This window comes from Streptomyces griseoviridis (genome assembly GCF_005222485.1).
Lineage (GTDB): Bacteria > Actinomycetota > Actinomycetes > Streptomycetales > Streptomycetaceae > Streptomyces > Streptomyces hintoniae.
In genome coordinates this window covers 6,171,045-6,196,900 of sequence record NZ_CP029078.1, presented here as the reverse complement: position 1 = coordinate 6,196,900, position 25,856 = coordinate 6,171,045, and the positions used below count along the sequence as shown (strand labels likewise).

Genomic DNA, 25,856 nt, shown 5'->3' with positions numbered 1-25,856 from the left:
AACCCGCAACGCGTCGCGTTCGTCCGGTGCCGCTGTGCGCACGGAAGCCCCGTCATTTGGCGGGGCTCGCTCTTTATGACCGTTTTACGTGGGGCTTACATCACAGGGGAACGGCGCGTTCCACTGTTTGGAAGTGCGCTGGTCGTCGTGCTGGAATGCCTGAACTGCCCACTGGTCGAAGACGTACTCCGTAGCACTGTGGGCGCGAGGACGTACCGGGCTCTGAGACACTGCGGCACACGGTTGGTGCCGACCGCCGAGAGGTTGTTGGTCGAGTGAGGCGAAGCAAGAACGGTCCTGAGCCGTCGGCCCGGGGCAACTTCACCCCGCCGCCGCGCGGCGCGGCGTCCGCCCCTGCGCCCGGCCCGCAGCCCACCGGCGCCACCACGTCGGGCGGCCGCTTCTCACCCCGCAACTGGCGGGTGCCCACCCGGCTGAACGCGATTCTCCTGATACCCGTGGTGGTCGGCCTCGTCATGGGCGGCTTCCAGGTCAAGAGCTCGATCGACACCTGGCGGGACGCCGAGGACGCGGAGAGCACGGCCCGCCTGGTGCGGGCCTCGCTCTCCTACGCCGACGCCCTCTACAACGAACGCGACATCACCACGGCGCCGCTGCTGAAGGGCACGTCGCAGACGGCCGCCGACAAGAAGACCGTCAGCGACGCCCGCGCCACCACCGACAAGGCCGCCGACGCCTTCGACCGGGCGGCGCAGGGCATGCCCGCGAAGCCGGGCCTCGAACGCAGGCTGACGCTGTTCCGGGCGGAGGAGCCCAGGATCGCCGCGCTGCGGGCGGCCGCGTACACCTCGAAGCTGCCCGCCGTGCAGACCGAGGAGGGCTACGTCACCGTCGCCCACCCGCTGATGGAGTTCGCCAACGAGCTGGGCCTCGGCACCGGGAACATCACCAGCTACGGCCGGACTGTCTACGCGATCTCGCTGACCAAGGCCGCCCTGTCGCTGGAGCGTGCCATCGGCATGCACCTGCTGATCAACCCCGGGCCCGACGCCAAGAACCTCGCCAAGCAGCGCGTCGCCCTCTCCTCCTACGCCTACCTCGAAGGCATCGCCGTCGAGGAGTACATCGGCGGTGGCACCGAGGCCGACGCCCAGAAGCTCACCGAGGCCGAGGCGAAGCTCAAGACGGACGGCGCCGCGCTCGCCAAGAAGGCGGAGGAGGACGCGGCGGCCAAGGGCGAGACGTACGTCGCGCCGCCGAGCAACCCCACCGACATGGTCACCGCGCTCTCGACGCTGAGCAACACCGACACCGACGAGCGCGCCGACCTGGCCCGGCAGGGCATCACCGCGCAGAACTGGTGGGCGGTGAACACCCTCAAGTACAACGCCTACCGGCAGATCGAGGCGGACCTCGCCGACAAGGCGGTCGGCGAGGCGTCGGACATCGCCTCCGGCGCCCAGCGCGACGCGATCATCACCGGTGCCGCCGTCGTCGTCGCCCTGCTGCTGGCCTTCATCCTGGCCGGCGCGGTCGCCCGGCAGATGAGCCGCTCGATGCGCCGGCTGCGCAACGCCGCCTTCAGCATCGCCGAGCAGCGGCTGCCGACCCTCGTCGACCAGCTCTCCCGCACCGACCCCGGCCGGGTCGACACCCGGGTCGCGCCGATCCCGATCCACACCAAGGACGAGATCGGCGAGGTGGCCCGCGCCTTCGACCAGGTGCACCGCGAGGCGGTCAGGCTCGCCTCCGAGCAGGCCCTGCTGCGCGGCAACATCAACGCGATCTTCACCAACCTCTCGCGCCGCAACCAGTCCCTGATCGAGGGCCAGCTGACCCTGATCACCGACCTGGAGAACAACGAGGCCGACCCGGACCAGCTGGAGAACCTCTTCCGGCTCGACCACCTCGCGACCCGGATGCGCCGCAACGGCGAGAACCTCCTCGTCCTCGCGGGCGAGGAGCCCGGCCGCCGCTGGGACCAGCCGGTGCCGCTGGTCGACGTGTTGCGCGCCGCCTCGTCCGAGGTGGAGCAGTACGAGCGCGTCGAGCTGTCCGGCGTCCCCGAGGCGGAGATCCACGGCCGCGCGGTGACCGACCTCGTGCACCTGCTCGCCGAACTCCTGGAGAACGCCACCACCTTCTCCTCCCCGCAGACCAAGGTCCGGGTCACCGCGACCCGGCTGCCCGACGGCCGTGTGATGATCGAGATCCACGACAAGGGCATCGGCCTGACCGCCGAGGACTTCGCGGACATCAACCACAAGCTGGCCAACCCGCCGACCGTGGACGCCGCGATCTCCCAGCGGATGGGCCTGTTCGTGGTCGGCAGGCTCTCCGACCGGCACGGCATCCGGGTGCAGCTGCGCCCCTCGGGCGAGCAGGCGGGCACCACCTCGCTCGTCATGCTCCCCGACGCCATCACGCACGGCGGTGGCGGCGGTGAACAGCGCCTCGACCGGGACGAGTTCACCGTCTCGCAGATCATGCCCGAGCAGGGCGGCCACCCGGCGCTCGGCGAGGACTTCGCCCAGCAGCAGGCCCAGCCGCTGCGCACGGCCGCCGAACTCGGCTTCGACGACAGCCAGTACACCGGGGTCCCCGACGACATCAGGGAACTGGACCCCGCGGGGCGCCCGTTGCCGCGCGAGGAGCGCCAGGGACCGTCCGAACCCCGTCCGCAGGGCGAGCAGAGCCCCCAACAGGGCTCTGAGGGCGTCACGTTCGGCTCCGCGGGCTTCGACGCGCGTCCGGCGTTCGACGCCGCCCAGGGCGGCTACCCGGCGCCCGGCGGGGCGTTCGACGCCCCAGCGGCGTACGAGGAGCCCCAGCAGGCGCCGTACGGGGAGCAGCAGCCTCCGGCGTACGAGGAGCCGTACTACGCCCAGAACGGCACGCTGCCGCAGAACGACGCGTTCTCCGCCCCGGGCGGGTACCGGGAGCCGGGGCATCCGGAATCCGGCCAGGACGAGCACGGTGGCGGCAGGCCGCCTCAGCAGGACGGTTTCCCCTCGTTCGACCAGCCGTCCTACCAGGGGGACTGGCCTCAGCAGGACGGCTACCGCAACGACTACCAGGCCGAGTACGCTCCGGAAGCGGAGTCCGCACCGGGCGCAGACGCAAGTGATCTCGACCGCGTAGGCTTCGACCGTCCGGGACCGACCTCGTCCGCGTCCCACGAACTCACCGACGCCGGGCTTCCGCGTCGCGGTTCGGGCGCGGGCGGCGCCCGGCCCACGGGCCAGGAGGCACAGGCTCCGGGCACGGGCGGCGGCAACACCAGCGCCTTCGTCGCGTTCGGCGGCAACGGCGGCGCGGGCAACGGCGACGGCGGCCTCTGGCAGTCGGCGAACGACGAGCGCTGGCAGCAGGCCTCGCAGCTCCGCAAGCCCAAGGCGGGCGGGGTCACCTCCTCCGGCCTGCCGCGGCGGGTACCCAAGGCCAACCTGGTCGAGGGAGCCGCCGAAAGCACCCCCCAGGGAGGTCCACAGATCTCCCGTGCTCCGGAGGACATCCGGGGCAGGCTGAGCAACCTGCGTCGGGGCGTCCAACGAGGACGCAACGCGGGAAGTGAAAAGAACGGCCAGGGCTTCGGTCCTGACAGCACCTACGACCAGGAGCGTTAGTGTGAGCCCGATGAGCCAGGCGGCACAGAACCTGAACTGGTTGATCACCAACTTCGTGGACAACACCCCGGGGGTGTCCCACACGGTGGTGGTCTCCGCCGACGGACTTCTTCTGGCGATGTCCGAAGGGTTTCCGCGGGACCGGGCCGACCAGCTCGCGGCGGTCGCCTCCGGCCTGACCTCGCTGACCGCCGGCGCCTCGCGCATCTTCGAGGGCGGCAGCGTGAATCAGACCGTGGTGGAGATGGAGCGGGGATTCCTCTTCATCATGTCCGTCTCGGACGGTTCGTCGCTCGCCGTTCTCGCCCACCCGGAGGCCGATATCGGCCTGATCGGGTACGAGATGGCCCTTCTGGTCGACCGTGCGGGCACCGTTCTGACCCCGGATCTCCGGCAGGAGCTCCAGGGCAGCCTTCTCAACTAACAGACAGACGGTGCGTTTTCACGGCCCGTGGCCGTAAGGTTTCGGGACGCGGCTCCACAAGGATGGGTGCCCGGCACAGTCGGAGGAGGAGAAAGTGACAACACCACCAGGCGGTTCCCATACCGGCAACTGGTCGTACGGTCCTGGCCAGGACCAGGGTGAGGGTTCCCAGAACCCGAACCGTTACAACTTCCCCTCCGCACCGAGCCACCGCCGTCAGCCGTACGCACCCCAGGGTCCGCAGGGCCCCGGCCCTTCGCCGTACGACCAGCCGCCGGCCCCGCGCATCCAGCCCGTGGAACCGCAACGACGCACCCCTGAGCCCGCGCCCGCAGGGGCGGCGAGCAACCCTTTGGTGCGTCCGTACGCCATGACCGGCGGCCGGACGCGCCCCCGCTACCAGCTCGCCATCGAGGCACTGGTGCACACCACCGCGCAACCGCACCAGATGCAGGGCCAGTTGCCCGAGCATCAGCGGATCTGCCAACTCTGCCGCGAGATCAAGTCGGTGGCCGAGATCTCGGCTCTGCTGACCATCCCTCTCGGCGTGGCCAGGATCCTCGTCGCCGACTTGGCGGAGGCGGGCCTGGTCGCCATTCATCAGCCCGGCGGCGACGAGAACGCCGGCGGCCAGCCAGACGTGACACTGCTCGAAAGGGTGCTCAGTGGACTTCGCAAGCTCTAGCGGAGGGCCGGTTTCTCAGAGTCGCTCCACCACCTCCGCGAAGATCGTGGTGGCAGGGGGCTTCGGCGTGGGCAAGACCACGTTCGTCGGTGCTGTCTCGGAGATCAACCCGCTGCGCACGGAGGCCGTCATGACGTCCGCCAGCGCGGGCATCGACGACCTCACCCACACCGGGGACAAGACGACCACGACGGTCGCCATGGACTTCGGCCGCATCACGCTCGACCAGGACCTGATCCTGTACCTCTTCGGTACCCCGGGGCAGGACCGTTTCTGGTTCATGTGGGACGACCTGGTGCGCGGCGCGATCGGTGCGATCGTCCTGGTGGACACCCGGCGACTGGCCGACTGCTTCCCCGCGGTCGACTACTTCGAGAACAGCGGCCTCCCCTTCGTCATCGCCCTCAACGGCTTCGACGGCAGCCAGCCGTACAACCCCGACGAGGTCCGTGAGGCCCTCCAGATCGGTCCCGACACCCCGATCATCACGACCGACGCCCGCCACCGCGCGGACGCCAAGTCGGCGCTGATCACCCTGGTCGAGCACGCCCTGATGGCGCGGCTGCGGTAGCCGGACGACGTGCGAAGGGCCCCTCCCGTCGGGAGGGGCCCTTCGGCGTGTCAGGGGCCCGCAGGCGGCGCCGCACGCACCCGACCCCGCCCTCCGGACGGGAGGACGGGGTCGGGTGCGTCGTCGGCAGGGGCCGCCGTGCGGCTCAGTGCCAGCTGTGCGGGGCGCGGAAGCCGCCCTCGCGCTCCAGACGGCGCCAGGGCGCCTTGGCGTGGCTGCGGGACGGCACCGTGAGGGCGGGCCGGGATGCCGCGCGGGCCAGGAGGACCGCGGTGATCGCGGCGACTTCCTCGGGGTCGGCGTGGCCCTTCTCGACGCGGATGTCAGGCGGGTTCATGGATGTCAGTCTCCGTGAGAGAGGTTTCCGCGGGATTACTGCGGGGGGTTGCCGTGCTTACGGGACGGCAGGTCGGCGTGCTTGTTCTGGAGCATGGCCAGCGACCGGATGAGCACCTCGCGGGTCTCGGCCGGGTCGATGACGTCGTCGACCAGGCCGCGCTCGGCCGCGTAGTAGGGATGCATCAGCTCGGACTTGTACTCCTTGACCATGCGGGAGCGCATGGCGTCGGGGTCGGTGGCGTCGGCGATCTGCCGGCGGAAGATGACGTTGGCCGCCCCTTCCGCTCCCATCACGGCGATCTCGTTGGTGGGCCACGCGTACGTGAGGTCCGCGCCGATGGACTGGCTGTCCATGACGATGTAGGCCCCGCCGTACGCCTTGCGCAGGATCAGCGAGATCCTCGGCACGGTCGCGTTGCAGTAGGCGTAGAGCAGCTTCGCGCCGTGACGGATGATTCCGCCGTGCTCCTGGTCGACGCCGGGAAGGAACCCCGGCACGTCCAGGAAGGTGACGATCGGGATGTTAAAAGCGTCACACATCTGGACAAAGCGCGCAGCTTTTTCACTCGCCTCGATGTCCAGGACGCCCGCGAGGGACTGCGGCTGGTTGGCGACGATGCCGACGACGCGGCCGTCGAGGCGGGCCAGCGCGCAGATGATGTTGCGGGCCCAGCGCTCGTGGACCTCCAGGTACTCGCCGTCGTCGACGATCTCCTCGATGACCTTGGCCATGTCGTACGGGCGGTTGCCGTCCGCGGGGACCAGGTCGAGCAGCACGTCGCTGCGCCGGTCGGCGTCGTCGGACGACTCCACCGTCGGCGGGTTCTCGCGGTTGTTCTGCGGCAGCAGCGAGAGCAGGTAGCGGACCTCGGCGATGCAGGTCTCTTCGTCGTCGTAGGCGAAGTGGCAGACGCCCGAGGTCTCGGCGTGGACGTCGGCGCCGCCGAGGCCGTTCTGGCTGATCTCCTCGCCGGTGACCGCCTTGACGACGTCCGGACCGGTGATGAACATCTGCGAGGTCTCGCGAACCATGAAGACGAAGTCGGTGAGGGCGGGGCTGTAGGCCGCGCCGCCCGCGCACGGGCCGAGCATCACGCTGATCTGCGGGATGACGCCGGACGCCTTGGTGTTGCGCTGGAAGATGCCGCCGTACCCGGCGAGCGCGGAGACGCCCTCCTGGATGCGGGCGCCCGCGCCGTCGTTCAGGGAGACCAGCGGGGCGCCTGCCGCGATGGCCATGTCCATGATCTTGTGGATCTTGGTGGCGTGGGCCTCGCCCAGCGCGCCGCCGAAGATCCGGAAGTCGTGGGCGTAGACGAAGACCGTGCGGCCCTCGACCGTGCCCCAGCCGGTGATGACACCGTCGGTGTACGGCTTCTTGGACTCGAGGCCGAAGCCGGAGGCGCGGTGCCGCCGCAGCTGCTCGACCTCCTGGAAGGACTCCGGGTCGAGGAGCAGCTCGATCCGCTCGCGCGCCGTCAGCTTGCCCTTGGCGTGCTGCGCCTCGGTCGCCTTCTCGCTCGGTCCGGCCAGCGCACGGGCGCGGATCTCGTGCAGCTCGGCCACTCGCCCGCGGGCGTCCGTCGGCTCACCCGGTGCATCGTCCAAAACGGTCATGTAGCGACCTTACGAAGGACACGAAGAAAAGCGAGCCGTCGACTCCGTACAGTCTCCGGCCCGTTTTCCTGGTAGCACCGAACAGAACCTTCGCGGCATGCAGCCCTTTCGACTGCTCAAGGGCCGTCCCGCTTGTGGAGGTCGCACAAAGTCGTCAGGGGAGAGCCACCTCACATCGGTGCGTCGAACACGACACTCCTGGGGTAACCCCTAGAGTCAGCCGGCGCCCGGCCGACAGCACCCGCACCGACGGGTCGTGGCCGACCACCCCGCGCACCGGACGGTCCCAGGTGATCTCCAGCGGCTCACCCGTGCGCGGCGGCTCGCTCACCCAGAGGGTAGCGCTCCTGCCGACCTCCCTGACCAGCACGCTCGCGCCCGCCGAGGCGGTGAGCCGACCGGCGCCGCCCGGCCCCCAGAAGGTGGCGGCGGTCAGGCCCGCTGCGGGCACGTGGACGGCCTGGGCGATGGTGTCGTTGGCGAGGACGGTCAGCCAGTGCGGGTCGGCGGCGCGGGCGGCGGTCCCGGCGCGGGAGGCACCCGGCAGCAGGACGTACCGGTAGCGGGCGTCGACGGGGTCGGTGCCGTGGTCGAGCCAGAGGGTCTGCCAGCGGCGGGTGGCGCGCTCGCCGGTGCTGGTGGAGTTGATGTCGGACCAGGCGCCGGTGCGGTCCTCGCGCAGGGTGCGCAGCCGCCCCCGCGGCACCAGCCAGCCGCCGTGCCCCTCCAGGTGCGCCCATCCCGGCCCCTGGGCCAGCCGCCGGGTGCCGCCCTCCCCCAGGTTGCGGTTGTCCACGATCGTCTCGACGGGCACCCCGTCGGCGCAGCTGATCCCGGCGCCCAGGCAGACGACGGCGTCGTCGAGGCAGAACCACGACTTGCGGGCCTCAAGGGTGGAGTCGAGGCCCTTGACGTGCTGTCCGACGGCCGCGTGGACGCCGTCGGTGGTGCCTCCGACCCAGCGGACGTCGGGCCGGGCCGCGCCCCACTCGCCGCCCGCGCGGTCGGCGAGACGCCGGGTGGAGACGGTGGTACCGGGCAGCCGGTACCAGTCGACGGTGGGCCAGTACCAGTCGGTGTACTGGTCGCCCGTCCCCTCGGCCCACCAGGCGACCATCCCGGCGCCGGTGTGCCAGCCGCGCGGGTTCTCGCCGTTGCCGCACTCGTAGGCGGCGATGCGGTCGCTGGACATGGCGATGCTCGCGGTGAAGCCCGCGCCGCGGTGGACGGCCCGGTCCATGGCGGGGAAGAGACGGTGGCCGACGGGTTCCGGGGTGGCGGGCACCGCCGAGTCGGCGACCGCGCGCAGCCGCGAAAGATCGGCGACGCCGAACTGAGGCGCCGTCAGCAGCGGTGTGACGGTGTCCCGTTGGGCCCAGCCCTTGACCATCCCGTACCACCGCTCGCGCTCCGCGGCGCTCGCTCCGCCGGCCAGCACGGTGATGGCGGCGATGAGGGCCTGGCCGTGGAAGTGGTCGCCGCGCATCAGGTGCTGCTCGTCGGCGGCGAGGTAACCCCGGCTGATGGCACGGCCGTTGACGCAGTCCATCACCAGCCCGTCGTGCAGGAACGGCGCGTAGGCGTGTTCGACGCTGTCCAGGACGAGTTGGCGGCCGGGGTCGGTCACCTGCCAGTCGGAGCCGGCCAGCAGCGTGAACAGCCGCCCCAGCCCGTCGAGCGCGACCTGGCCGTAGGTGCCCGAGTAGGCGACCCAGGTGTGCTGCACGTACGAGCCGTCGGCGTACAGGCCGTCGCCGCGGGTGACGTACGGGAAGACCGGCGAGAGGGCGTCGCGGGCGAGGGCGAGCTTGGCGCCGTCGCGGCCGAGGACCCCGCGCAGGGCGACCGAGCGGCACAGGTCGACCCGGTTGGCGCCGGTCGAGGTGCCGGAGTAGTCGGCGAGCGCGGAGTCCGGGACGAAGTGGTCGACGGCGGCGCAGGCGGCGGCGGTCCTGGCGGCGCCGAGCACCTCGTACAGGGCGGCCGTGATGTCCATGAGCAGCCGGGGGCTGCCGATCTGCCACTCCCACCAGTTGCCGTACGGGGTGGTGCCGGGGTGGTAGACGGTGTCCGCGAGGTGGTCGAGGCCGCGCAGGACGGCGGCGAGCAGCTCCGGGTCGCCGGTGGAGCCGGTGCCGTGCTGGACGACAGCCTGGGTCATGGTCCACAGCCGGCTGTAGCTCTGGGTGATGCCGGACGGCGGGTCGAACGGCTGCCCCGGCCACAGCGAGCCGGCGGTGGGCGCCATGGCGGCGCGCAGGGCCCGTGCGCGGGCGCCGAGGTCGGCGAGGCGGGAGGCGTAGGGCTCGGCGGCCGGGTCGTAGCCGGTGCCGAGGGCGAGGTCGAGCCAGCGCGCGCGGAGCGTGTCGTAGGGGTCGGCGGAGCGGGCGGGGGCGGGTGCCGTGCCGAGGGCGGTGGCGGCGAGGGCGGCCACCGAGAGGAAGGTGCGGCGCGTGGGGGACATACCCAAGCTGGGTACCACGCGGGGCGCCGCGGCGGAACCGGGCGGGGTGCCGGTTCCGCCGCGGCGGACGGGTCACGTGCCTCAGCAGCCGCCGCAGTTGTAGTAGAGGACGTCCCAGTGGTTGCCCTCGTCGGCGTAGATGTTGCCGGACCCCGACTGGTACTGGGCGGCGCCGTCGCCGCGCAGCCCGATGTAGGTGAAGGTGTTCTTGATGTACGTGGTGACGCAGGTGTTCTTGCCGTAGTCGAGCTTGTAGCCGTTCCAGTGCGAGTAGGTGCCGGAGGCGTGGCCGGTCTCGGTGCCGCCGGTGATGTTCAGGGCGCAGCCGGTGGCCCGCTTGAGGGTCTGGGCGCCCTGGGCGGTGGCCTGGTTGAGCTGGTCGAACGACGTACAGGTGGAGTTGTTGCGGTCGGTGCAGCCGCCGGAGGACGACCAGGTGACGCCGACCGCGCTGAACATCGAGGTGGCGGTGGCGTGGCTGATCTTGGTGGCGGCGGAGGCGTCGCCCGCGGTGCCGACGACGGCGAGGCCGGGGGCGACGACGAGGGCGAGCGCGGTCAGGACGGACCTGAGCTTCATGGGGGGCCTTTCCTGCGGGGAACCGTGGACCGGGCGGCCGTGCGGGGCCGTTCTTCCTGTGGGGCGGCCGTGCAGGTGGTGCCCGCCGATGGTGCCCGAGGTCTACGCGCGTCCGCCAGAGGGGCGGCGCGGATCGTCACAGGATTTCCGGATGATCCCTCGCCGCTCGCCCCGGCGTTCGCCGTGCGTCACCGGCCGTGCGAGGAATGGTCACGGAGCGTAAGATCTTGCTGACACTGCGGATGATGTTGAAACTTGAACGGAATGGGTCTACGGTCGTCCTCGTTGACCTCGTTGAAGATTAAACATCCTCATCGCCGCGGCCTCCGCCCGGAGCCGCGACCCGTCCCCCAGGAGCACCTCATGGGCATCTTCGGCCGCAAGAACGACAGCGACAGCACCCCCGCGAGCGCCACCTCCGCGCCCGTCGTCCCCGACCAGGCCGCGCTGACCGGCGAGTACACCATCGACCCCGCGCACTCCACGCTCGGCTTCGTGGCCCGCCACGCGATGGTCACCAACGTCAAGGGCAAGTTCCTCGACTTCACCGGCTCGCTGCACCTCGACGGCTCGGACCCGTCGAAGTCCACGGCGTCCCTCGACATCACGATGGACTCCATCGACACCGGGTCCGCCGACCGCGACGGGCACCTCAAGAGCGCCGACTTCTTCAAGACCGACGAGTTCCCGCGCATGACGTTCCGCTCCACCGCGGCGGAGTCCCTGGGCGGCGACGACTACCGGATCACCGGCGACCTGGAGATCCTCGGCACCAGCCGGCCGATCACCATCGACCTGGAGTTCAACGGCGCCGCGAAGGACCCGTTCGGCAACGAGCGCGTCGGCTTCGAGGGCAAGGCCGAGATCCTGCGCTCCGACTGGGGCCTGACCTGGAACGCGACGCTGGAGACGGGCGGCGTCCTGGTCTCCGACAAGATCAAGCTGAACTTCGACATCTCGGCGATCAAGAACGCCTGACGTGCGGGCGGGGGGACGGACGGGGGCGGGGCGGGAGCGTCGTCGTCCGGGGGGCGGGCCGTCCGGGTGACAGGCCGCCCGGCTGACGGGTCGTCCAGGTGCGGGCCGCCTGGGTGACGAGCCGTCCGGGTGGCAGGTCGCCTGGCTGACGGGGCGCCCGGGTGATGGGCCGTCCGGCGTCAGAAACCGCCGCCGAAGTCCCCGCCTCCCCCGCCGCCGTCACCGAAACCTCCCCCGCCGCCGAAGCCGCCGCCGAAGTCCCCGGGGTCGAAGTTGGAGCCGGAGACGTCGCCGCCCCCGAAGCCGCCGTATCCGGCGCCGGTGTCGCCGTACCCGGCGCCGTAGCCGTACCCCGGGCCCGACATCATCCCGCCGAGCATCGTGCCGACCAGCAGCCCAGGCAGCAGTCCGCCGCCGAAGTAGCCGCCGGCCCAGGGCCCGTAGGCCGGGCCGGCCTCCCAGTACGGGCGGCGGCCGTACTCGCTGTCCACCTCGCGGATCACCGGATCGCGTCCGTCCGCGAGCCTGGTCCGGTCGGCGGCGCAGACCGGTACCTCGCGCGGGGCCCCGCCGGGCGGCGTCCACACGGCGTCGGCCACCGAGGGCCCGTGACGCGGGTCGAAGAAGCAGGGCGGGCGCCGCTCGGGCAGCGGGAGGTGCGCGCGCCGCGCGGCGAGCTGGGCCAGCGAGAACCGGCCGTCCTCCAGGGCCTGGGTGACACCCCGGACGTCCTGCGGCCCGTACGCCGCCGCCATCAGGGACTTCGCCTGCTCGTAGGCGTCCAGGGCGCGTTCGTAGTCCGCGCGCATCGCGTCGTCGGCGCCGGCCTCCGCGGGGTGGAAGTCGAGCCGGTCCAGTTCCTCACCGAACGCCGTGATGTCCTCGTCGACGACGATCCGCAGCCGGTCGAGGTCGGCCAGCCGCCGCTCCTCCCGGCGCCGCCGGTCCCGTCTGACCAGCGCGTAGGCGCCCACCCCGCCGACGACGACCACCGCGCCGAGCCCGATCAGCACGGTGCTCGACACCCCGGTGCCGCCCGCCCGGCCGCCCCAGCTCGCCGGGGCCGAGCCGCGCATGCTCGCGAGGGCGCGGCCGGTGAAGTCGTCGAGCTGGGTCCTGGCGTCGGGCGCGCCCTGGACGCTGGTGACGAGGTTGCCCACGGAGGTGCGCGGCAGCACTGCGGAGTCGGCGCGGGCGTCGAAGCGGTCGCCGAGCCTGATCGCGTACAGGCCCGTGACGCCGGTGGCGGTACGGAGGTCGGTGAAGAGGTTCGCCGTCGGGTAGCCGGCGGGCAGGACCGCGACGAAGACGGGCCTGTCCGCCTTCTTGATCCGCGCGGCCAGCGCGTCGGCGGCCGCGGCCGAGAGCTGTCCGCGGGCGGCCGGGTCCACGTAGACGGGGCTGTCACGCAGGGCGGCGGCGATGGTGGAGACGCCGGTGGCCGCGACCGCCGGGGCACCGGCCCCGGGCACCGTCATCAGGACGGCGAGGACCATGGCCGCCAGCAGCGCGGGGAGGGATCGGGACGGCGGAACGGCCTTCATCCTCCGAAGCTACCGGAAGCGGTACAAAACGGTCACCTGGGCGGAGGGGGCCGAGGTCGCCCGGGAGCGTCGGCCGCTTCGTCACCGCCGATTCCTGGCGGCCGGGCGCGTCCTGACGAGCGGAGCGGTCCTTGGTATGGACCTCCCCTCCGCTCTCTGGTTCACTCAGCCACCCACAGTTCACTCATGGCTTAGATCACGCCGTGAGTTAACTGAACGGCCCGCACCATCCCGTCACGACATCTCGTCAGGAAGGGCGACGTGTCCATGAGGAGAACCCCCCACGCGATCCGGTTGCTGCTCGCCGGTCTGCTCTCCACGGCCGGTCTCACGGCGGCGGTACCGCCCGCGCACGCGGCGGGCGAACAGGTCACCGCCTGGCTCACCACCACCGACGACTCCGCCGGACGCCATGTCGTGCGCGGACTCCAGGCGCAGACGCCGTTCGCGTTCCAGAGCGGCACCGGAGGCGGCGGCGAGAACATCACCGTCGACGAGAACACCCGCTACCAGACCTTCGCCGGCGGCGGCGCGTCCTTCACGGACACCGCCGCCTGGCTGATGAACAGCAGCGGCGCGCTGTCCCAGGCGACCCGGGACAGCGCCATGCGCAAGCTGTTCTCGCCCACCGACGGCATCGGACTGTCGTTCCTGCGCAACCCGATGGGCGCCTCCGACCTGGCCAGGAACGGCTACACCTACGACGACGTCCCGGCCGGCCAGACCGACCCCGCGCTCGCGAAGTTCTCCCTCGCCCACGACCTCGCCGACGTGGTGCCGCTCACCCAGCAGGCCGTCCGGCTCAACCCGGCCCTCACCGTGATGGCCTCGCCGTGGACCGCGCCCGCCTGGATGAAGGACAGCGGCTCCCTCAACGGGGGCTGGCTGAAGGCCGAGGACTACGGCGCGTACGCCTCGTACTTCGTGAAGTACCTCCAGGGGTACCGGGACCAGGGTGTGAACGTCGGGTACGTGACCCCGCAGAACGAGCCGACCTGCTGCGGCGGTTACCCCTCGATGAGCTGGAACGCCAGCGGGCTCGCGTACTTCGTGAAGAGCGAGCTGCTGCCCAAGCTCCAGGCGGCCGGTCTGTCCACCAAGGTCCTCGCGCACGACTGGAACTGGGACGTGTACGACTCCTACGCGGCGCAGACGGTCGACGACGCGGCGGTCCGCAACCACCCCAACTTCGGCGGGATCGCCTGGCACGGCTACGGCGGTGACGTCACCAAGCAGACGGCCGTGCACAACCAGTACCCGGCGCTCGACGCGTTCGGCACCGAGCACTCGGGCGGCACCTGGATCGCCAACCAGCAGCGCGAGGACATGCTCAACATCGTCGACTACACCCGCAACTGGGCGAAGTCGGTGACCAAGTGGTCGCTGGCCGTGGACCATAACATGGGCCCGCACAACGGCGGTTGCGGCACCTGCACCGGGCTGGTCACCGTGCACAACGGCGACGGCGCGAGCGGCACGGTGGACTACACGGTCGAGTACTACACGATGGGCCATCTGACGAAGTTCGTCCGGCCGGGCGCCCAGCGCATCGCGTCCACGGCGTCCTCGTCGGTGCCGAACGTGGCCTGGCGCAACCCGGACGGCGGCAAGGCCCTGATCGCGTACAACGACGGTTCAGCGGCGAAGACGGTCACCGTCAACTGGGGCTCGCAGCACGCCACTTACTCGCTGCCCGGCAAGACGTCGGCCACCTTCACCTGGTCCGGCACCCCGACGGGGGGCGCCGCGACCTCCGGAACCTTCGTCGGCCTCGGCGGCAAGTGCCTCGACGTGGCGGGCGGTTTGAGCGCGAACGGCACGGCGGTACAGCTCTACGACTGCAACGGCTCGGCCGCGCAGACCTGGACGGTGCGCGCCGACGGCTCGGTGCAGTCGCTCGGCAAGTGCCTGGACGTGACCTCCGCGTCGACCGCGAACGGCGCCAAGCTCCAGCTCTACGACTGCAACGGCACCGGCGCCCAGCAGTGGACGTACGACGCGGCCACCGGCGACGTCGTCAACACCGCGGCGGCCAAGTGCCTGGACGTCACGGACAACTCGTCGGCGAACGGGGCTCGGGCGCAGATCTGGTCGTGCACGGGCGCGTCGAACCAGAAGTGGCAGTTGCGCTGAGACCGTGACGGCCGGAGCCGGTGCCCGCGGCGGCGGCCGGCGCGGCGGTGGTGAATCCCCCGCCGCGCCGGCCGCCGTGCGGACGGCCCGCGCGCCGCCGGGCCTGGCCTACTCCGCGGGGCTCACCCCGGCCCGCAGCAGCCCGTACGCGTACGCGTCCTCCAGGGCCTGCCAGGAGGCCGCGATGACGTTCTCCGCGACGCCCACCGTGGACCACTCGCCGGAGCCGTCCGAGGTGGAGATCAGGACGCGGGTGGTGGACTGGGTGCCGTGCTTGCCCTCCAGGATGCGGACCTTGTAGTCGACGAGGCCCAGGTCGGCGAGTTGCGGATAGATCTTCTCCAGCGCCACCCGCAGCGCCCGGTCCAGCGCGTTGACCGGGCCGTTGCCCTCGGCGGTGGCGACGATCCGCTCGCTCTTGGCCCAGAGCTTGACGGTGGCCTCGTTGGCGTGGCTGCCGTCGGGGCGGTCCTCGACGATCGCGCGCCACGACTCGACGTCGAAGTACTTCAGCGGCTTGCCCGCCACCTCGGCGCGCAGCAGCAGTTCGAAGGAGGCGTCGGCGGCCTCGTAGGTGTAGCCGCGCAGTTCGCGTTCCTTGACCCGCTCGACGACCCGGCCGATCAGTTCGCGGTCGCCGCCGAGGTCGACGCCCAGTTCCTTGCCCTTCAGCTCGATGGAGGCGCGGCCCGCCATGTCGGAGACCAGCATCCGCATGGTGTTGCCGACCAGCGCCGGGTCGATGTGCTGGTACAGATCGGGGTCGACCTTGATCGCGGAGGCGTGCAGCCCCGCCTTGTGCGCGAACGCGGAGACACCGACGTAGGGCTGGTGGGTGGAGGGCGTGAGGTTGACGACCTCGGCGATGGCGTGCGAGATCCGGGTGGTCTCGCGGAGCTTGCCCTCGGGCAGCACCTTCTTGCCGTACTTCAGCTCCAGGGCGGCGACCACCGGGAAGAGGTTGGCGTTGCCGACCCGCTCGCCGTAGCCGTTGGCCGTGCACTGGACGTGGGTGGCGCCCGCGTCGACGGCGGCCAGCGTGTTGGCGACGGCGCAGCCGGTGTCGTCCTGGGCGTGGATGCCGAGCCGGGCGCCGGTGTCGGCGAGGACGGTGGCGACGACGGCCTGGATCTGCGCGGGCAGCATCCCGCCGTTGGTGTCGCACAGGATCACCACGTCGGCGCCGGCCTCGGCGGCGGTCCGTACGACGGCCTTGGCGTACTCGGGGTTGGCGCGGTAGCCGTCGAAGAAGTGCTCGCAGTCGACGAAGACGCGGCGGCCCTCGGAGCGCAGGTGGGAGACGGTGTCGCGGACCATCTCCAGGTTCTCGTCGAGGGTGGTGCGCAGCGCCAGTTCGACATGCCGGTCGTGGGACTTGGCGACCAGCGTGATGACGTCGGCGCCCGACTCGACGAGCGCCCTGACCTGCGGGTCCTCGGCCGCTTTGGCGCCGGGGCGGCGGGTGGCGCCGAACGCGACGAGGGTGGCGTGCCGGAAGTCGATCTCCTGCCGGGCGCGGGCGAAGAACTCGGTGTCCCGGGGGTTGGCGCCGGGCCAGCCGCCCTCGATGAAGCCCACACCGAAGTCGTCCAGGTGCCGTGCGATCGCCAGTTTGTCCGCGACGGTGAGGTTGATGCCCTCGCGCTGGGCGCCGTCGCGCAAGGTGGTGTCGAAGACGTGGAACGAGTCGTCGAGCTCGCTGGTGTCGGTCATGGTGTCAAGGCTCCTGAAGGTTGGATCTCGGTCGTACCGGAATGACCGGCTCCACCGTCCTCCCATGGTCCCTCGCGCTCGGCTCCCGGCTGGGGTGGGCCAGAAAAGCGAAAAACCCCTCGCGGGTGCGAGAGGTCTGCGCGCGGGTCGAGAACAACGGTGTCCGCCCGTACCTGGTCGTACGTGGCGGTCACTGCGGACCGGCGCGCCTGCTGCCAATAATCATGGCGAACGAGAGCACGGGGGCAGTCTGGCACAAGGCGCCCCCGCCCTCACCCTCCGTCTCAGGATACGAACGGTCCGTCTTGCGGCGGCCGGTCAGCTCGCCGTCCCGCCGCCGACGCACCGGGTCCGCCGTCGCGGGAGGGCCCGCCGTCGCACGAGGCCCGCCGCTGTCGCTGGGGGCGGGAGCCGTCGGGAGCCGTACCGGACGGCGGGTCCGGGACGGCTCCCGCAGGTGCCGGACAGTGCCTAGCCGAGCCGGTGCATCCAGCCGTGCCGGTCGGGCGTGATGCCCCGCTGGACGTCCAGCAGGGCGGAGCGCAGCTTGAGCGTGACCTCGCCGGGCTCGCCGCCCGACTGCCGCCACTCGGCGCTCTCCCGCTTGACCGTGCCGACCGGGGTGATGACGGCGGCGGTGCCGCAGGCGAAGACCTCGGTGAGGCTGCCGTTCTCCGCGTCGCGCTGCCACTGCTCGACCGAGACGCGGCCCTCCTCGGCGGTGTAGCCGAGGTCACGGGCGACGGTGAGGAGCGAGTCGCGGGTGACGCCCTCCAGGATGGAGCCGGTGAGGCCGGGGGTGACGATCCGGTCGCCGTACACGAAGTACAGGTTCATCCCGCCGAGTTCCTCGACCCACCGGTGCTCGACGGCGTCGAGGTAGCAGACCTGCTCGCAGCCCTTGGCCGCGGCCTCGGCCTGGGCCAGCAGGGAGGCCGCGTAGTTGCCGCCGGTCTTGGCGTCGCCCACACCGCCGGGGACCGCGCGCACCCGGTCCTCGGAGAGCCAGATCGACACCGGCCGCACCCCGCCGGGGAAGTAGGCGCCGGCCGGGGAGGCGATGACCAGGAAGAGGTACTCGTTGGCGGGCTTCACACCGAGACCGACCTCGGTCGCGATCATGAACGGGCGCAGGTAGAGGGACTCCTCGCCGCCGTGCGCCGGGACCCAGGCCGCGTCCTGGCGGACCAGCACGTCGCACGCCTCGATGAACGTCTCGACCGGCAGCTCGGGCATGCCGAGGCGGCGGGCGGAGGCCTGGAAGCGCGTGGCGTTCTTCTCCGGGCGGAAGGTCGCCACCGAACCGTCGGGCTGGCGGTACGCCTTGAGGCCCTCGAAGATCTCCTGCGCGTAGTGCAGGGTCATGTTCGCCGGGTCGAGGGAGAGCGGGCCGTACGGGACGAGCTGGCCGTCGTGCCAGCCGCGGCCCTCGGTCCACCGGATCGTCACCATGTGGTCGGTGAAGTGGCGGCCGAACCCGGGGGCCACCAGGATCGCGTCGCGCTCGGCGGCGGAGAGCGGGCTGGCGGAGGGCTTGAGCTCGATCGTGGGCGTCGTCATGAGTGGTTGTCCTTCACCGGTTGTGTGTGACGGGCCGCGCTCACGTCCGTACGGCCAGTACCCAGTACTAGGACGTCCGAGCATTCCCTCAAACCGCGGCTCCGCGTTCGATTATCGCGCGCGGGACGCCGTGGACGAAAACAGCGTGAATGCGACCCGGAGGAAGATGGTGTCACCCGGCGGCGGGCATACGGAAGCCGCCGGGACGGTGTACCCGGCGGCTTCGAGGGAGACTCGACGGCCGGGTCAGCCGGCTACGCGTTCCGCGAGCGCGTCGCCGATCTGCGACGTGCTGCGGGCAGGGTTGCCGGTGCGCTCCGCGAGGTCGGCGGAGACGGCCTCCTCGATCCGGCCGGCCTCGGCCTCGTAGCCGAGGTGGCGCAGCAGGAGGGCGACGGACAGGACCGTGGCGGTGGGGTCGGCCTTGCCCTGGCCCGCGATGTCGGGTGCGGAGCCGTGCACCGGCTCGAACATCGAGGGGAACGCGCCGGACGGGTTGATGTTCCCGCTGGCGGCGACGCCGATGCCGCCCGAGACGGCCGCGGCGAGGTCGGTGATGATGTCGCCGAAGAGGTTGTCGGTGACGATGACGTCGAACCGGCCGGGGTCGGTGACCAGGTAGATGGTCGCGGCATCGACGTGGATGTAGTCGGTGGTGACGTCGGGGAACTCGGCCGCGACGCGGTTGAAGACGTTCGTCCACAGGTGGCCCGCGAAGGTCAGCACGTTGTTCTTGTGGACCAGCGTGAGCTTCTTGCGGGGGCGGGCCTGGGCGCGGGCGAAGGCGTCGCGGACGACCCGCTCGACACCGAACGCCGTGTTGACGGAGACCTCGGTGGCGACCTCGTGCTCGGTGCCCTTGCGGATGGTGCCGCCGTTGCCGGTGTACGGGCCCTCGGTGCCCTCGCGGACCACGACGAAGTCGATCCGCGGCTCACCGGCGAGCGGGGTGGCCACTCCCGGGAGCAGTTTGCTGGGGCGCAGGTTGACGTGGTGGTCGAAGGCGAAGCGGAGCTTGAGCAGGAAGCCGCGCTCCAGCACGCCGGACGGCACGCTCGGGTCGCCGATGGCGCCGAGCAGGATCGCGTCGTGCCCCTTGAGGGCGTCGAGGTCGGCGTCGGTGAGGGTCTCACCGGTGGCGTGGTAGCGCCGGGCGCCGAAGTCGAACTCCTTGGTCTCCAGCTTCACATCCTGCGGAAGGACGGCGGAGAGGACCTTCAGGCCCTCGGTGACGACTTCCTGGCCGATGCCGTCACCGGGAATCACTGCGAGATCGATGCTGCGAGACATGTCGGCACCCTACTCCTCGTCCCATGGGATGACACGGCCCGTCCGGCATGCGGACAGCCGGTGGGGGTGGGCGGCGGCCCGGCGGCCGGTCGTCGTCACCCGTTCACCCGAATGTGGGGCGGATGTCGGCCCGTGCTGGGAACTTCTCCGTCATGGACCTTCCCGACTTCGGCATTCCGCCCCGTCTGGCGCGCCGGATGAGCATGGCCGAGCAGCACGAGTACCTGCGGACGAAGCTGACCAGGCGGCGCACGCTGGTGACGGCGGGCGCCGTGGCCGGCGGCCTGCTGGCCGGCTGCGCGGGCCCGGGGACGAAGGAGCGCCAGGCGGCGGACCCGAAGGGCCACCGGCCGTCCGGCTCCCCCGCGACGGCACCGGCGAGCGGCACGGTGCACGGCTCGGCCGTCGTGCCGTTCGGCCGCCATCTGGCGTTCGGCGCCGACCCGAGGACCGGGATGCGGGTCTCCTGGCAGCTGCCGCTCGCCGTGCGGAAGCCGTTCGCGCGGATCGGGACGGCGCCGGACGCGCTGGACCGGCGCGTCGAGGCGGAGATCCGGGACCTGCACACGCCGGCGCTGACCGGCGTGCGCCCGGCGTTCGAGCAGTACTACGCGCACGCCGCCGTGGACGGCCTGCTCCCCGGCACCACCTACTACTACGGCGTCGGCCACGACGGCTTCGACCCGACGGCCGCCGAGCACCGCGCGGCGATCGGTTCGTTCCGCACCGCGCCCGCGCGCCCCGAGTCGTTCGTCTTCACCGCCTTCGGCGACCAGGGCGTCAGCCAGGCGGCCGCGGCCAACGACGATGTGATCCTGCGCCAGAAGCCCGCCTTCCATCTGCACGCGGGCGACATCTGCTACGCCGACGTCAACGGCCAGGGCAAGACGTCGGACGGCTACGACCCCGGCTACTGGGACCTGTTCCTGAAGCAGAACGAGCCGGTGGCGCGGACCGTGCCGTGGATGGTGACGACCGGCAACCACGACATGGAGGCCTGGTACTCGCCCGACGGCTACGGCGGCCAGCTGGCCCGCTGGTCGCTGCCCGACACCGGGTTCGACCCGCGCACCGCGCCGGGCGTGTACGCGTTCACCTACGGCAACGTCGGGTTCGTCGCGCTGGACGCCAACGACGTGTCCTGGGAGATCCCGGCCAACCTGGGCTGCTCGGGCGGCCGGCAGACGGCGTGGCTCGACAGGGAGCTGACCCGGCTGCGGGCGGCCGACGGCGTCGACTTCGTCGTCGTCTTCTTCCACCACTGCGCGTACTCGACGTCCACGCACGCCTCGGACGGCGGGGTGCGGGCCGCGTGGCTGCCGCTGTTCGCGAAGCACCAGGTGGATCTGGTGATCAACGGCCACAACCATGTCTATGAGCGGACCGACGCGATCCGGGACGGCGCGGTGGGCCGTCCGGTGCCGATCGGCGGGTCGACCGACCCGACCAGGGACGGGACGGTGTACGTGACGGCGGGCGGCGGCGGCAAGGACCTGTACGGCTTCCCGTCGGGCGTGAAGGAGAGCTACGAGGGGCACGTCACCCGCGACACGCCCGTGGACAGCTTCGCGTGGACGAGGTCGCGGGCCCAGGAGCCGGAGACCGTGGAGTGGTCGCGGGTGCGCTACCGGGGGTTCTCGCTGCTGCGGGTGGAGGCGCGGACGGGCGGTTCACCGCGCCTCGATGTGTCGGCGCTCGCGCAGGACGGCACCCGGGTCGATCACTTCGAGGTGCGGCGCGGGGCGTGACCCCGCACCGCACCCCGAGCGGGTGCGGCTCCCGGTTCGTGGGGGTGCTGCCCGGCTCAGTGGCCGGTGGAACCGCCGTTGTCCCGGCGGTCGAGGGCGCGCTGGAGGGCGGCGGCGGCGTTCTTGCGGTCGGAGTCGCTCGTGCGGGACTCGTGGCGGACTCGGCGGCGGACGGTCGTCTCGGCCATGGGGGATCGACTCCTTCGGCACAACTGGAGTACGGAAACGGAGGGGGGTTGCGAGACGCCGGATGGGCGGGGAGCGGTGCCGCAGGGGTTGCCTGCTCGGGGCCCGGCTCACGACCGCCATTCGCTTGATCGAGCGAGACGTTCGGCTCCTACAAAGCTAAGCGAGGAGTCCTGGTCTGTCTCCACCATTACTCGGACTTCCTACTATCTGAGACGGCGGTTTCGGTCACACCCCTGTGAACTGCGGTTTCCTCATACCACCGGGGAGCCGGGGGACCATGCGAAAGGAGGGGCACCGGGGTGCCCCTCCCTCTCGTCGGCTTCGTCGGCTTCGGCGGCTTCGTCGACCTGTTCAGCCGGCCGGTGCGGCTCAGCCCATGTGCGGGTAGCCGTAGTCGGTCGGCGCGACCAGCGTCTCCTTGATGGCGCGGGTCAGCGTCCAGCGCATCAGGTTCTGCGGGGCGCCCGCCTTGTCGTTGGTGCCGGAGGCGCGGCCGCCGCCGAAGGGCTGCTGGCCGACGACGGCGCCGGTGGACTTGTCGTTGATGTAGAAGTTGCCCGCCGCGTAGCGCAGCTTCTCCATGGTGTACGCCGCCGCCGCGCGGTCGCCGGCGATGACCGAGCCGGTCAGGGCGTAGTCGGAGACGGACTCCATCTGGGTCAGCATCGCGTCGTATTCGTCGTCCTCGTAGACGTGCACGGCGAGGAACGGGCCGAAGTACTCGGTGGTGAAGACCTCGTTCTCCGGGTCGCTGCACTCGACGACGGTCGGGCGCACGAACCACCCGACCGAGTCGTCGTAGGAGCCGCCCGCGACGATCGTGCAGGTCGGGTCCTGCTTGGCGCGGTCGATGGCGGCCTTGTTCTTGGCGAAGGACCGCTCGTCGATGACGGCGCCGACGAAGTTCGACAGGTCGGTGACGTCACCCATGGTCAGGTAGTCGACCTCGGCCGCGAACTCCTCCTTGAACCCGGAGTTCCAGATGGAGGCCGGGATGTAGGCGCGCGAGGTCGCCGAGCACTTCTGGCCCTGGTACTCGAAGGCGCCCCGGGTCAGCGCGGTCTTCAGGACGGCGCGGTCGGCGCTCGGGTGCGCGACGACGAAGTCCTTGCCGCCGGTCTCGCCGACCAGGCGCGGGTAGGCGCGGTACTTCTCGATGTTGTTGCCGACCGTCTTCCACAGGTGCTGGAAGGTCTTGGTCGAGCCGGTGAAGTGGATGCCGGCCAGGTCGCGGTGGGCCAGGGCGACCTCGGAGACGGCGATGCCGTCGCCGGTGACCAGGTTGATGACGCCCTTGGGCAGCCCGGCCTCCTCCAGCAGCTGCATCAGCAGCACCGCGGCGTGGGTCTGGGTCGGGGACGGCTTCCAGATCACCACGTTGCCCATGAGGGCGGGCGCGGTGGGCAGGTTCGCGGCGATGGCGCTGAAGTTGAACGGCGTGATCGCGTAGACGAAGCCCTCCAGCGGGCGGTGGTCCATGCGGTTCCACACGCCGGGGGAGTTCGCCGGGGGCTGCTCGGCGAGGATCTGGCGCGCGTAGTGGACGTTGAAGCGCCAGAAGTCGACCAGCTCGCAGGGGCTGTCGATCTCCGCCTGCTGGGCGGTCTTCGACTGGCCGAGCATGGTGGAGGCGGCGATCGTCTCGCGCCACGGCCCGGCGAGGAGTTCGGCGGCCCGCAGGATGATCGCGGCGCGGTCGTCGAAGGCCATCGCGCGCCAGGCCGGGGCGGCGGCGAGGGCCGCGTCGATCGCGTCCTTCGCGTCCTTGGTGGTGGCGTGGCGGCCGGTGCCGATGACCGACTTGTGGTGGTGCGGCTGCACGACCTGGAAGGTCTCACCGCCGCCGAGCCGCTTCTCGCCGCCGATGGTCATCGGCAGCTCGATCGGGTTCTCGGCCAGCTCCTTCAGCTTGGCCTCAAGGCGGGCGCGCTCCGGCGAGCCGGGGGCGTAGCCGTGCACCGGCTCGTTGACAGGGGTGGGGACCTGGGTCACAGCATCCATGGGTTCCGTAACTCCTTACTGAGCGGTGGGGGTTCAGCCCTTGCTGATCATGCTGCGGACGAAGAAGCGCAGGTTCGCGGGCTTCTCGGCCAGCCGGCGCATGAAGTAGCCGTACCAGTCGGTGCCGTACGCCGTGTAGACGCGCATCCGGTGGCCCTCGGCGGCCAGCCGCAGGTGCTCGTCGCCCCGGATGCCGTAGAGCATCTGGAACTCGTAGTCGCCCGGCTTGCGTCCGGCGGCGCGGGCCAGCTCCTGGCCGATGCTGATGAGGCGCGGGTCGTGGGAGCCGATCATCGGGTACCCGGTTCCCTCCATCAGGATGCGCAGGACCCGCACGTACGCCTTGTCTATCTCGTGCTTCTGCTGGTAGGCGACCTCGGCGGGCTCCTTGTAGGCGCCCTTGACGAGCCGGACCCGGCTGCCGGACGCGGCGAGGCGGCGGGCGTCGGTCTCGGTGCGGAACAGGTAGGACTGGATGACGCAGCCGGTCTGCGGGAAGTCCTTCCGCAGCTCCTCGTGGATGGCGAACATCGAGTCGAGGGTGGTGTGGTCCTCGGCGTCGAGGGTGACGGTGGTACCGATCGCGGCGGCGGCCTCGACGACCGGCCGGACGTTGGCGAGGGCCAGCTCGTGGCCGCCGTCGAGGGCCTGCCCGAACATCGACAGCTTGACGGACATCTCGACGCGCTCGCCGAGGTCGAGCGCCTTGAGCCGGCCGATCAGGGCGAGGTAGGCGTCGCGGGCGGCGGCGGCCTGCTCCGGGGTGGTGATGTCCTCGCCGACGACGTCCATCGTCAGTTCGAGGCCGTCGGCGGTGAGGCGCTCGATGATCGGGACGATGTCGTCGACGGTCTCACCGGGGATGAAGCGGTCGACGACCTGCTTGGTCACCGGGGCCGCGGAGATGACGCGGCGCATCCGGTCGCTGCGCGACGCGGCGAGAATCACGGGACCCAGCACGGGAACCTCCACATACCAACCCAGACGAGGCCGTTGCCCGACAGGTCGGGAACGGCACGGAGAACCACTGCGAAATCTATGGATCTCCCCGCCGGTCGGCCATCGACAGCTGTCAGGCATTCACGCCCCCGATCTCAGACAGATGTATGAAGGGACTGTCGAATTGAGGGAGAATGCCCAGGTGACGTCGGATGCCGCGCCCTACAACTACGCGAGCGACTACCAGGACCTGGTGGACGAGATCTCCGAGCTGCTCGGAGCGCCCGCGACGCTGGAGAACCGCGACTTCGAACTGATCGCGTTCGGCGCGTACGACAGCGAACGGGACCTCGACGCGTCCTGGCTCGACCCGGTGCGCACCCGCTCGATCCTCACCCGCCGCTCCACCGCCGCCGTCCGCTCCTGGTTCGAGGGGTTCGGCATCACCCGGGCGACCGGTCCGGTCCGCATCCCGCCCACCCCGGAGGCGGGCGTGCTGCGCGGACGGATCTGCCTGCCGGTACGCCATCGGAGTGTCGTCCTCGGCTACGTCTGGCTCCTGGACGACGATCCGGGGCCGACGGCGCGCCAGCTCTCCGCCGCGATGACGGTGGCCGCCAGGATCGGCGCCCTCCTCGCCGACGAGGCCCAGCACGGCGCCGACCTCACCCGCGAACTGCGCGCGGTCCTCACGGCGGAGCGGGGCTGGCAGCGGGACATGGCGGTGGCGGAGCTGCGCACCGCCCTCGGGCCGCGCGCCGACGCCCTGCACACGGTGGTCTGCGTGGCCCCCTGGCCGTCCGCCGACCCGGACGACGCCCCCTCCGTCCGCACCGTCCAGGGCGCGACGGCCCTGTGCACCGTCCCGTGGGGGGCGACCGGGCAGTGCCTGGCGCTCCTGCTGCGGCTGCGCTCCCCCGGCACCCCGGGACCGGCCCTCGCGGCGGCGACCAGGCTCCTGGAACGGGCGGCAGGCGCCGAGCAGAGCGCCGCGCCGGGCGAGGCGCCCGCCGGCCCCCCGCCGCAGCCGCCGGGAACGTCGGCCGCCGGGATCGGGGGCGCCCGGGTCGGGCTGGCCGAGCTGGGGGTGGCGTGGACGGAGGCGGTGGCCGCCGCGCGGGCCGCGCTGGCCGAACCGCGGCTCGGACCGATCGCCGAGTGGAGCCGGATCGGGCCGTTCCGGCTGCTGACGGCGCTGCCCCCCGAGACGGCCCAGGACCCGGCCGTCGGCCCCCTCCTCTCCCCCGCCCACCGCGAACTGGCCCGCACCGCCGAGGTCTACCTCGACTGCGCGGGCCAGGCCGGCCGCACCGCCGCCGAGCTGGGCATCCACCGCCAGACCCTCTACTACCGGCTGTCCCGGGTGGAGCGGCTGACCGGCCTCGACCTGGACGACGGCGAGGACCGGCTGCTGCTGCACATGGCCCTCAAGGACGCCAGGCTCCGCCACCTGCCGTGACCGCCGCACCCGGCAGCGGGCCGGCCGCTCCCTGAT

The 25,856-nt window shown here is 71.5% G+C and carries 19 protein-coding genes; 8 read left to right on the top strand and 11 right to left on the bottom strand.

Translation table 11 applies throughout. The annotated features are described in order from the left end of the window. Positions 1-275: 275 nt before the first annotated feature. The 4 genes from DDJ31_RS26905 (at position 276) to DDJ31_RS26890 (ending at position 5,267) form a co-directional block, all read left to right on the top strand. Positions 276-3,587: a sensor histidine kinase gene (locus DDJ31_RS26905; protein ID WP_127177790.1), complete on the top strand. Its 3,312-nt coding sequence runs from the start codon at positions 276-278 to the stop codon at positions 3,585-3,587. 10 nt (positions 3,588-3,597) lie between these two features. Continuing rightward, complete coding sequence (locus DDJ31_RS26900; RefSeq protein ID WP_093825739.1) at positions 3,598-4,011, top strand: roadblock/LC7 domain-containing protein; 414 nt, start codon at positions 3,598-3,600, stop codon at positions 4,009-4,011. Between the two features lie 94 nt (positions 4,012-4,105). Next, a complete protein-coding gene (locus DDJ31_RS26895) occupies positions 4,106-4,696 on the top strand; it encodes a DUF742 domain-containing protein (RefSeq protein WP_127177791.1) in 591 nt (196 codons plus the stop codon). Beyond that, a complete protein-coding gene (locus tag DDJ31_RS26890) occupies positions 4,677-5,267 on the top strand; it encodes a GTP-binding protein (RefSeq protein ID WP_093825732.1) in 591 nt (196 codons plus the stop codon). Before DDJ31_RS26895 ends, DDJ31_RS26890 begins: the two co-directional genes overlap by 20 nt. A gap of 145 nt (positions 5,268-5,412) precedes the next feature. On the opposite strand, the gene DDJ31_RS26885 is transcribed toward DDJ31_RS26890, so the two are convergent. The 4 genes from DDJ31_RS26885 to DDJ31_RS26870 all read right to left on the bottom strand — a co-directional run bounded on the left by DDJ31_RS26885 (position 5,413) and on the right by DDJ31_RS26870 (position 10,266). Further along, positions 5,413-5,604 carry an acyl-CoA carboxylase subunit epsilon gene (locus DDJ31_RS26885; protein ID WP_127177792.1) on the bottom strand — a complete coding sequence of 64 codons (192 nt, stop codon included), beginning with the start codon at positions 5,602-5,604 and terminating at the stop codon, positions 5,413-5,415. A 35-nt stretch (positions 5,605-5,639) separates the two neighbouring features. Beyond that, positions 5,640-7,223 carry an acyl-CoA carboxylase subunit beta gene (locus tag DDJ31_RS26880; RefSeq protein ID WP_127177793.1) on the bottom strand — a complete coding sequence of 528 codons (1,584 nt, stop codon included), beginning with the start codon at positions 7,221-7,223 and terminating at the stop codon, positions 5,640-5,642. Between the two features lie 154 nt (positions 7,224-7,377). Then, positions 7,378-9,687, bottom strand: coding sequence for a polysaccharide lyase 8 family protein (locus DDJ31_RS26875; RefSeq protein WP_127177794.1), 2,310 nt, complete (start codon positions 9,685-9,687; stop codon positions 7,378-7,380). Positions 9,688-9,768: 81 nt separating this feature from the next. Continuing rightward, complete coding sequence (locus DDJ31_RS26870) at positions 9,769-10,266, bottom strand: hypothetical protein (protein ID WP_127177795.1); 498 nt, start codon at positions 10,264-10,266, stop codon at positions 9,769-9,771. Between the two features lie 363 nt (positions 10,267-10,629). Here DDJ31_RS26870 and DDJ31_RS26865 point away from each other — a divergent pair, with 363 nt between their 5' ends. Further along, the gene (locus tag DDJ31_RS26865) at positions 10,630-11,244 is read left to right on the top strand and encodes a YceI family protein (protein ID WP_127177796.1); all 615 of its coding nucleotides are present in this window, start codon (positions 10,630-10,632) and stop codon (positions 11,242-11,244) included. A gap of 179 nt (positions 11,245-11,423) precedes the next feature. On the opposite strand, the gene DDJ31_RS26860 is transcribed toward DDJ31_RS26865, so the two are convergent. Beyond that, the gene (locus DDJ31_RS26860) at positions 11,424-12,788 is read right to left on the bottom strand and encodes a hypothetical protein (RefSeq protein ID WP_127177797.1); all 1,365 of its coding nucleotides are present in this window, start codon (positions 12,786-12,788) and stop codon (positions 11,424-11,426) included. A gap of 267 nt (positions 12,789-13,055) precedes the next feature. Between DDJ31_RS26860 and DDJ31_RS26855 the strand changes: the two genes are divergently transcribed. After that, on the top strand, positions 13,056-14,921 hold the full coding sequence (locus DDJ31_RS26855) for a ricin-type beta-trefoil lectin domain protein (RefSeq protein WP_127177798.1): 1,866 nt from the start codon (positions 13,056-13,058) through the stop codon (positions 14,919-14,921). 108 nt (positions 14,922-15,029) lie between these two features. Here the strand turns inward: DDJ31_RS26855 and cimA are convergent, their stop codons facing one another. The 3 genes from cimA to DDJ31_RS26840 all read right to left on the bottom strand — a co-directional run bounded on the left by cimA (position 15,030) and on the right by DDJ31_RS26840 (position 19,484). Continuing rightward, positions 15,030-16,634, bottom strand: a complete 1,605-nt coding sequence (gene cimA, locus DDJ31_RS26850; protein ID WP_127177799.1) for a citramalate synthase — start codon at positions 16,632-16,634, stop codon at positions 15,030-15,032. 471 nt (positions 16,635-17,105) lie between these two features. Continuing rightward, positions 17,106-18,194, bottom strand: a complete 1,089-nt coding sequence (locus DDJ31_RS26845) for a branched-chain amino acid aminotransferase (RefSeq protein WP_127177800.1) — start codon at positions 18,192-18,194, stop codon at positions 17,106-17,108. A gap of 246 nt (positions 18,195-18,440) precedes the next feature. Beyond that, entirely contained in the window at positions 18,441-19,484 is a 1,044-nt protein-coding gene (locus tag DDJ31_RS26840; protein WP_127177801.1) for a 3-isopropylmalate dehydrogenase, read from the bottom strand. 152 nt (positions 19,485-19,636) lie between these two features. Here DDJ31_RS26840 and DDJ31_RS26835 point away from each other — a divergent pair, with 152 nt between their 5' ends. After that, positions 19,637-21,232 carry a purple acid phosphatase family protein gene (locus tag DDJ31_RS26835; RefSeq protein ID WP_127177802.1) on the top strand — a complete coding sequence of 532 codons (1,596 nt, stop codon included), beginning with the start codon at positions 19,637-19,639 and terminating at the stop codon, positions 21,230-21,232. 56 nt (positions 21,233-21,288) lie between these two features. Here the strand turns inward: DDJ31_RS26835 and DDJ31_RS39710 are convergent, their stop codons facing one another. From DDJ31_RS39710 to DDJ31_RS26825, 3 genes are all read right to left on the bottom strand, one after another. Beyond that, positions 21,289-21,420, bottom strand: a complete 132-nt coding sequence (locus DDJ31_RS39710) for a hypothetical protein (protein WP_127177803.1) — start codon at positions 21,418-21,420, stop codon at positions 21,289-21,291. A 370-nt stretch (positions 21,421-21,790) separates the two neighbouring features. Then, positions 21,791-23,422 carry an L-glutamate gamma-semialdehyde dehydrogenase gene (gene pruA / locus DDJ31_RS26830; RefSeq protein ID WP_127177804.1) on the bottom strand — a complete coding sequence of 544 codons (1,632 nt, stop codon included), beginning with the start codon at positions 23,420-23,422 and terminating at the stop codon, positions 21,791-21,793. 33 nt (positions 23,423-23,455) lie between these two features. Then, positions 23,456-24,382, bottom strand: coding sequence for a proline dehydrogenase family protein (locus tag DDJ31_RS26825; protein WP_127177805.1), 927 nt, complete (start codon positions 24,380-24,382; stop codon positions 23,456-23,458). Positions 24,383-24,524: 142 nt separating this feature from the next. On the opposite strand from DDJ31_RS26825, the gene DDJ31_RS26820 reads away from it, so the two are divergent. Further along, a complete protein-coding gene (locus tag DDJ31_RS26820) occupies positions 24,525-25,820 on the top strand; it encodes a PucR family transcriptional regulator (RefSeq protein ID WP_127177806.1) in 1,296 nt (431 codons plus the stop codon). Positions 25,821-25,856 lie beyond the last annotated feature (36 nt).

What these genes read in the sequence shown, in the direction of transcription:
- DDJ31_RS26875 (WP_127177794.1), bottom strand. Translation starts at nt 9,687, where the DNA reads ATGTCCCCCACGCGCCGCACCTTCCTCTCGGTGGCCGCCCTCGCCGCC.
- DDJ31_RS26820 (WP_127177806.1), top strand. Translation starts at nt 24,525, where the DNA reads ATGTATGAAGGGACTGTCGAATTGAGGGAGAATGCCCAGGTGACGTCG.
- DDJ31_RS26845 (WP_127177800.1), bottom strand. Translation starts at nt 18,194, where the DNA reads ATGACGACGCCCACGATCGAGCTCAAGCCCTCCGCCAGCCCGCTCTCC.
- DDJ31_RS26885 (WP_127177792.1), bottom strand. Translation starts at nt 5,604, where the DNA reads ATGAACCCGCCTGACATCCGCGTCGAGAAGGGCCACGCCGACCCCGAG.
- DDJ31_RS26900 (WP_093825739.1), top strand. Translation starts at nt 3,598, where the DNA reads ATGAGCCAGGCGGCACAGAACCTGAACTGGTTGATCACCAACTTCGTG.
- DDJ31_RS26855 (WP_127177798.1), top strand. Translation starts at nt 13,056, where the DNA reads ATGAGGAGAACCCCCCACGCGATCCGGTTGCTGCTCGCCGGTCTGCTC.
- DDJ31_RS26870 (WP_127177795.1), bottom strand. Translation starts at nt 10,266, where the DNA reads ATGAAGCTCAGGTCCGTCCTGACCGCGCTCGCCCTCGTCGTCGCCCCC.
- pruA (WP_127177804.1), bottom strand. Translation starts at nt 23,422, where the DNA reads ATGGATGCTGTGACCCAGGTCCCCACCCCTGTCAACGAGCCGGTGCAC.
- DDJ31_RS26835 (WP_127177802.1), top strand. Translation starts at nt 19,637, where the DNA reads ATGGACCTTCCCGACTTCGGCATTCCGCCCCGTCTGGCGCGCCGGATG.
- DDJ31_RS26840 (WP_127177801.1), bottom strand. Translation starts at nt 19,484, where the DNA reads ATGTCTCGCAGCATCGATCTCGCAGTGATTCCCGGTGACGGCATCGGC.
- DDJ31_RS26880 (WP_127177793.1), bottom strand. Translation starts at nt 7,223, where the DNA reads ATGACCGTTTTGGACGATGCACCGGGTGAGCCGACGGACGCCCGCGGG.
- DDJ31_RS26865 (WP_127177796.1), top strand. Translation starts at nt 10,630, where the DNA reads ATGGGCATCTTCGGCCGCAAGAACGACAGCGACAGCACCCCCGCGAGC.
- DDJ31_RS39710 (WP_127177803.1), bottom strand. Translation starts at nt 21,420, where the DNA reads ATGGCCGAGACGACCGTCCGCCGCCGAGTCCGCCACGAGTCCCGCACG.
- DDJ31_RS26860 (WP_127177797.1), bottom strand. Translation starts at nt 12,788, where the DNA reads ATGAAGGCCGTTCCGCCGTCCCGATCCCTCCCCGCGCTGCTGGCGGCC.
- cimA (WP_127177799.1), bottom strand. Translation starts at nt 16,634, where the DNA reads ATGACCGACACCAGCGAGCTCGACGACTCGTTCCACGTCTTCGACACC.